At 50.0% G+C, this 6,220-nt stretch carries 9 protein-coding genes; all 9 read left to right on the top strand.

The genetic code is table 11. The annotated features are described in order from the left end of the window. Positions 1–313 precede the first annotated feature (313 nt). Positions 314–1,726 carry a cysteine--tRNA ligase gene (gene cysS, locus ACI31J_RS07085; protein ID WP_439773723.1) on the top strand — a complete coding sequence of 471 codons (1,413 nt, stop codon included), beginning with the start codon at positions 314–316 and terminating at the stop codon, positions 1,724–1,726. Positions 1,727–1,737: 11 nt separating this feature from the next. After that, positions 1,738–2,151, top strand: coding sequence for a Mini-ribonuclease 3 (locus tag ACI31J_RS07080; protein ID WP_439773722.1), 414 nt, complete (start codon positions 1,738–1,740; stop codon positions 2,149–2,151). Next, on the top strand, positions 2,141–2,890 hold the full coding sequence (gene rlmB, locus ACI31J_RS07075; protein WP_439773721.1) for a 23S rRNA (guanosine(2251)-2'-O)-methyltransferase RlmB: 750 nt from the start codon (positions 2,141–2,143) through the stop codon (positions 2,888–2,890). Before ACI31J_RS07080 ends, rlmB begins: the two co-directional genes overlap by 11 nt. Positions 2,891–3,259: 369 nt before the next feature. Then, positions 3,260–3,847 (top strand): RNA polymerase sigma factor, encoded by a 588-nt coding sequence (locus ACI31J_RS07070; RefSeq protein WP_439773720.1) that lies wholly within the window; start codon positions 3,260–3,262, stop codon positions 3,845–3,847. A 146-nt stretch (positions 3,848–3,993) separates the two neighbouring features. Next, positions 3,994–4,143, top strand: a complete 150-nt coding sequence (rpmG, locus tag ACI31J_RS07065; protein ID WP_283594616.1) for a 50S ribosomal protein L33 — start codon at positions 3,994–3,996, stop codon at positions 4,141–4,143. 12 nt (positions 4,144–4,155) lie between these two features. After that, positions 4,156–4,332, top strand: a complete 177-nt coding sequence (gene secE / locus ACI31J_RS07060) for a preprotein translocase subunit SecE (protein ID WP_289560900.1) — start codon at positions 4,156–4,158, stop codon at positions 4,330–4,332. Positions 4,333–4,449: 117 nt separating this feature from the next. Beyond that, positions 4,450–4,998 carry a transcription termination/antitermination protein NusG gene (gene nusG / locus ACI31J_RS07055; protein ID WP_439773719.1) on the top strand — a complete coding sequence of 183 codons (549 nt, stop codon included), beginning with the start codon at positions 4,450–4,452 and terminating at the stop codon, positions 4,996–4,998. Between the two features lie 131 nt (positions 4,999–5,129). Then, positions 5,130–5,555, top strand: coding sequence for a 50S ribosomal protein L11 (gene rplK / locus ACI31J_RS07050; protein ID WP_003717526.1), 426 nt, complete (start codon positions 5,130–5,132; stop codon positions 5,553–5,555). A gap of 93 nt (positions 5,556–5,648) precedes the next feature. Further along, positions 5,649–6,220, top strand: a 572-nt coding sequence (rplA, locus tag ACI31J_RS07045) for a 50S ribosomal protein L1 (RefSeq protein WP_439773718.1), incomplete at its 3' end; no start/stop codon positions are given.

Below are 6,220 nucleotides of genomic sequence, written 5' to 3'. Positions count from 1 at the left end.
CAAAAGAAAAGGACGGCCTGGGATCAGCCGCCCTCGATAATAGGGAGTATTACGAAAACTTGGGGGAGATTTCGTAATGATTATTTTTTCGGTTACTATTGGGAGGAGTAATTGAAAAATAATAGGTTTCATTGATGTAGCAAAGCTCTTTCTTTACTACGGTTATTATACTAACAGTAGAATGTGAAGAAATTATGACCAAAGTCTTAAAGAACTTTTCAAGTGCTGACTTTCTCAATGGGGCGCGGATTGGGACGGTTTGTGGTAAGATTAAGAAAGCAATTTGTAAGTAAATGATGAGGGAGCGGATAATATGCTAACAATTTATAATACGCTGACAAGGAAAAATGAAGAATTTAAGCCGCTGCATCCAGGCGTTGTTAACATGTATGTCTGTGGCCCGACGGTTTACAACTATATTCACATCGGCAATGCCCGTTCGGCAATCGCCTTCGACACGGTGCGGCGCTACCTTGAATTTAAGGGCTACCAGGTCAACTACGTCTCCAACTTCACTGACGTTGACGACAAGATGATCAAGGCGGCCCATGAACAGGGAATCACGGTTCCCCAGCTGGCGGAGAAGTACATCAAGGCCTTTATGGAGGATACGGAAGCGATCAACATCGAACCGGCCACCATGCACCCACGGGCTACGGAAAACATTCCCGACATCATCAAGTTCGTCAGCGGCTTGATCGATAAGGGCTATGCCTACGCCAAGGATGGCGACGTCTACTACCGGGCCCGGAAGTTCAAACACTACGGTCAGCTGTCCGGCCAGTCGATCGACGACCTCGAAGTGGGGGCCAGTGAACACGTCAGCGCCGACGAGGTGGATAAGAAGGAAGACCCGATGGACTTTGCCCTCTGGAAGGCGGCCAAGCCCGGTGAAATTAGTTGGGACTCGCCGTGGGGTAAGGGGCGGCCCGGTTGGCACATTGAGTGCTCCGTGATGTCGACCAAGTACCTCGGCAAGACGATTGATATTCACGCCGGCGGACAGGACCTGGAATTCCCGCACCACGAAAATGAGATTGCTCAGAGTGAGGCCGAAAACGGCCAACAATTCGTCCGCTACTGGATGCACAACGGCTTCGTCACCATCGGTAAGGACAACGAGAAAATGAGCAAGTCCCTGCACAACTTCATCACGGTCCACGACATCATCAAGAAAGTGGATCCCCAGGTGCTGCGCTTCTTCATGGCGACCACTCAGTACCGGCGGCCAATCCAGTACAGTGAAGACAACCTGACGGATGCTAAGAACAACCTCGACCACATCCAGACGGCTTACGACAACCTGACCTACCGTCAACAGGATGCTCAAGCTGGCGGGGACCCGGATGTAGACGCCAAACTGGTCGAATTCAAGCAGCACTTTACCGACGCGATGGATGACGACATCAATGTTCAAAACGGGATTGCCGTGGTTTACGAGCTGGTCAAGTACGCCAACATTTACGCCCAAAGAGACCAGGTCAACGCTGCTACCCTGGCGGCGCTGAAAGATACTTTGGCAACCCTGATGAGCATCTTTGGGGTTAAGCTGACGGCATCTGATAACCAGATCGATGACGACCAGATCAAGCAGCTGATTGAAGAACGGAACGAGGCTCGAAAGAACAAGGACTTCGCCCGCAGCGACCAAATCCGGGACGACTTAAAGAAACAAGGAATCATTCTTGAGGATACCCCTCAGGGAACCCGGTACAAGAAGGAGTAGTTTTAATCACAATGGAAAAAGCAGACTATCGCCAATTGAATGGCATTGCCCTGGCCTACCTCGGTGATGCCGTTTACGAGGTGTTCATTCGCCAACACCTGCTGAGCACGGGGCTGAGCAAGCCGACCAAGCTTCAGCACATCGCCACGCATTACGTCTCTGCCAAGGCTCAGGCGGCCCTAATTGACCTGATGAAGCAAGACGACTTGCTGACAGACGAGGAGTGGGCCTACTTCAAACGGGGCCGTAATGCCAACAGCCATACCCATGCCAAGCACACCGCGGTCCTGACCTACCGGATCTCGACAGGCTTTGAGGCCCTGATGGGGTACCTTCAGCTCTCGGGCCAGCAGGAGCGCTTGAGCGAACTGGCAGCATGGTGCATTGAACAAGTAGAAGCGGGGCGGACAAAACATGAAGACTGAAAATACTGACTTTATCATCGGCCGGCATCCGGCGATCATGGCCCTCAAGTCGGACCAGGAGATCAACAAGGTCTTTATCCAGTCCGGATTAAAGGCGGATGCCATCGCGCAGATCATCAAACTGGCCAAGGAAAAGCGGCTGGTCATCTCCAACGTTCCCAAGAACAAGCTGGACATGATGACCGACCACCAGAACCACCAAGGGGTTGCCCTGGCGGTGGCCGCTTACCAGTACGCAACCATCGATGATCTCTTCGATAATGCGGCTAAGCACGACGAGGATCCGTTCTTCCTGATCTTGGACGAGCTGGAAGACCCCCACAACCTCGGCTCTATTATCCGGACGGCGGATGCGGCCGGAGTGCACGGGATCATCATTCCGCGGCGGCGGGCAGTCGGGTTGACCTCCGTGGTGGCCAAGACCTCGACTGGGGCGATCGAACACGTTCCGGTGGCCCGGGTTACCAACCTGGTCCAAACGGCCAAGGAACTCCAAGACCGGGGGGTTTGGCTCTTCGGCACCGACATGAAGGGGAAGGATTACCGGACCTGGGATGCCCATGGGGCAGTGGCCCTGGTCATCGGGAATGAGGGCAAGGGAATTTCTGCTCTCCTGAAGAAAACCTGTGACGAGATGTTGACGATTCCAATGATTGGGCACGTGCAGAGCTTAAACGCCAGTGTTGCGGCCAGTCTACTGATCTATCAAGGATTTAGCTCTCGCCACCCATTAAAATAATGGTAAAAAAGCGGCTTTTTGCGAAAAGTCGCTTTTTGTATTCGCTTTCACTTATCAACCTTTTAGTGAGTGATGCTTGCTAGTGAAATTTGTAACTATAATGAGTGATTATTCCTTAATGTGTCTACTTAATATGGAATATACCGTTCGATTAGTCGTTCCGTTAAACAAGTAAATAGCTGTTGTCTAATGAGACCGTTTGTTAAATTAGTATCAGACGCGTGGGTTTTACGAAAATAAGCGCCGAATTGAAAGCGCTTTTTCGACGACCGATGGGGAAGGTAAATACCATGCTGGGCGGAAACTAAGGCGATGAGCATTAGTTGAAATCGTGACGGGTCAATTAAATTAGGGAGGAGCAATGCAAATATGCACTGCACCAACAAGACCAAGTATCAAGATCAAAAGGAAGTAAAGCTCCTGGTAGAAGCCAGGGCGGGAAAGGATAAGGAGTTTCAGGAACTGTTTAATCAGTACTGGCCGCTGGTTCGTCGACTCTGGCAAGAATATTATGTGGCGGACCTCGAGCTTGAGGATTGGCGACAGGAGGCTGAGGTCGTCCTGATGCGGGTCCTCAAGGGGTACCGGGGGGCTTCATCAACTAAGTTCGCCGGTTTCTACAAGCAGAGCCTGATCAACCGGCTCTTGGACCTTTATCGGGCCCGTCAGGCTGGCAAACGGATTCCTGCCAGCCAGCTGTCCTCATTGGGGGATGAGGAGGCAAACCTGCTGGTGGACGGTCACCATGATCGGCCAGAGGACATCGTGTATTGCCAAAAATGCTTGATGGCTTTCATGCAACGGTGTTCATCGTTTGAACGCCAGGTCATTATCTTGCTTCATCAGGGGGAAAGCCTTGAAGAACTGGAGATTGAGCTGGAATGTGACGAACGCAAAATCCGCAGTGCATTGACCCGGAGCCGGCGCAAGCTGATTGCCGAGTTACGACAAAAATAAGCTGGAAAAGCAAAAGCTAAAACTAGTAAGAAGCTGGCGAAAAAGCGAAAAGTCTTTTCGCCAGCTTCTTTATTTCGTGGGCATGGTAATTTGGTTGATTTAAATGTGAAATCCGTGCTAACCTATTAACGAATGGAGGCGGTAGTATGTCCCAACGAAAAGTTGCCTTGGAATGTACCAAGTGCGGTGCGCGTAATTACACCATCACCGCTAATCCGCAGCGACAATCACGATTAGAACTACGCAAATTCTGCAAGCACTGCGGTGAATACACGCTTCACCGTGAGAGCAAGTAGGTGGAGGCAAGGATGCACTTAATTCGATTTATCAAGAGTGTTAACCATGAGATGAAGCTGGTTGTTTGGCCAACTGCAAGGGAAAACCGGCGCGACACGACAATCGTCATTTCACTGACGTTGTTCTTCGTCCTGTTCTTTGCCCTGTTCGATTGGTTGATTCAATTATTAATGAAACTGTTTGTCTAAGATGTGGTCAAACAGTGGGTTGTCTGTTATACTAAGTTTTGGTGAACTTCGTGACGAGCGAGGTTTTTTATTTTGGTGAAAATTCAAAACAGCATTAATCTTTAAGGAGGATTTATCGTGGAATCACATGAAAAGCGTTGGTACGTCTTGCATACTTACTCCGGTTACGAGAACCGGGTTAAGAGCAACCTGGAATCCCGGGCACAGTCAATGGGGATGCAGGACTACATCTTTCGGGTTGTTGTCGCAAACGAGACGGTTCGGCAAGTGAAGGATGGCCAGGCCAAGGAAGTTGTTGAAAACACCTTCCCAGGTTACGTCCTAGTTGAAATGGTCATGACCGACCAGGCATGGTACATCGCCCGGAACACTCCCGGCGTTACTGGTTTCTTAGGTTCCCATGGTGGTGGCTCCAAGCCAACTCCACTGCTTCCTGAAGAAGTAGAACGAATCATGAAGCGGATGGGTGCCGAGATCACCGTCAGCGACCTGGACGTCAAGGAAGGCGACACGGTTAAGGTAATCGCCGGACCATTTGCCGACCTGACGGGGAAGGTTACCGAAGTCGACCACGAGAAGCAAAAGCTCAAGGTCAACGTCGAGATGTTCGGCCGGGAAACTTCCGCTGAACTGGGCTTTGACCAGGTTGACACCACGATTGATTAATCGCTGAAAACGAACTTGAAATTATGAGATAACTGTGGTATGTTTCTATGGTATGCTATTCGACATACTGTGGGAGAGGTAAATTTTCTGCCTCATCATGACCACAACACGGACTAAGGAGGTTTTGTCTCGTGGCAAAGAAAGTAGCTAACGTTGTCAAGCTGCAAATCCCTGCCGGTGCGGCTACTCCAGCTCCACCAGTAGGTCCTGCACTTGGACAAGCAGGTATTAACATCATGGGCTTCACTAAGGAATTCAACGCCCGGACTGCAGACCAAAAGGGTATGCTGATCCCAGTTGTAATTACCGTTTACGAGGACCGTTCATTTGACTTCATTACTAAGACGCCACCTGCTGCTGTCTTACTGAAGAAGGCCGCTGGTGTTGAACACGGTTCCGGTGAACCTAACACGAACAAGGTTGCTTCTGTAACCAAGGCTCAAGTTAAGGAAATTGCCGAAACTAAGATGCAAGATCTAAACGCAGCTGACGTAGAAGCAGCTATGCGCATGATTGAAGGTACTGCACGCAGCATGGGCTTCACTGTTGAAGACTAGTTGCTAAGCAGTCCGGACGTATTATCAAAGTAATGCGTCTCCGTGGGAGGTATTAACTCCGCTAGACCACATTTGCAAGGAGGAAAACACAAGATGGCTAAGAATCGTGGTAAGAAGTACCAAGACGCGCTTAAAAAGGTTGACAGCAAGAAGGAATACGCTGTTAACGACGCGGTTCAATTAGTAAAAGATATTGACTTTGCTAACTTCGACTCAACTGTTGAAGTTGCATTTAACTTAAACGTTGACACTAAGCAAGCTGACCAGCAATTACGTGGTGCCGTTGTTTTGCCAAACGGTACTGGTAAGGACCAAACGGTTATCGTATTTGCTGAAGGTGAAAACGCCAAGGCTGCCCAAGATGCCGGTGCTGACTTTGTCGGCTCTGACGACTTGGTTGAAAAGATCCAAGACGGCTGGCTCGACTTTGATGTTGCTATCGCAACGCCAAACATGATGCCTAAGGTAGGTCGTTTGGGTCGGGTCCTTGGTCCTAAGGGCTTAATGCCAAACCCAAAGACTGGTACGGTTACGATGGACGTTGCCAAGGCTGTTTCTGATGCCAAGGCTGGTCAAGTTACCTACCGGACTGACCGTGATGGTAACGTTGCTGTACCATTCGGTAAGGTTTCCTTCGACACTGACAAGCTGGTTGAAAACCTGAA

It is taken from the genome of Limosilactobacillus sp. (genome assembly GCF_051873075.1).
In the GTDB taxonomy this organism is placed as follows: Bacteria; Bacillota; Bacilli; order Lactobacillales; family Lactobacillaceae; genus Limosilactobacillus.
Note: the sequence above shows the minus strand (reverse complement) of the source record. Positions and strands in the feature narration are given on the sequence as shown.

What these genes read in the sequence shown, in the direction of transcription:
- cysS (WP_439773723.1), top strand. Translation starts at nt 314, where the DNA reads ATGCTAACAATTTATAATACGCTGACAAGGAAAAATGAAGAATTTAAG.
- ACI31J_RS07080 (WP_439773722.1), top strand. Translation starts at nt 1,738, where the DNA reads ATGGAAAAAGCAGACTATCGCCAATTGAATGGCATTGCCCTGGCCTAC.
- rlmB (WP_439773721.1), top strand. Translation starts at nt 2,141, where the DNA reads ATGAAGACTGAAAATACTGACTTTATCATCGGCCGGCATCCGGCGATC.
- ACI31J_RS07070 (WP_439773720.1), top strand. Translation starts at nt 3,260, where the DNA reads ATGCACTGCACCAACAAGACCAAGTATCAAGATCAAAAGGAAGTAAAG.
- rpmG (WP_283594616.1), top strand. Translation starts at nt 3,994, where the DNA reads ATGTCCCAACGAAAAGTTGCCTTGGAATGTACCAAGTGCGGTGCGCGT.
- secE (WP_289560900.1), top strand. Translation starts at nt 4,156, where the DNA reads ATGCACTTAATTCGATTTATCAAGAGTGTTAACCATGAGATGAAGCTG.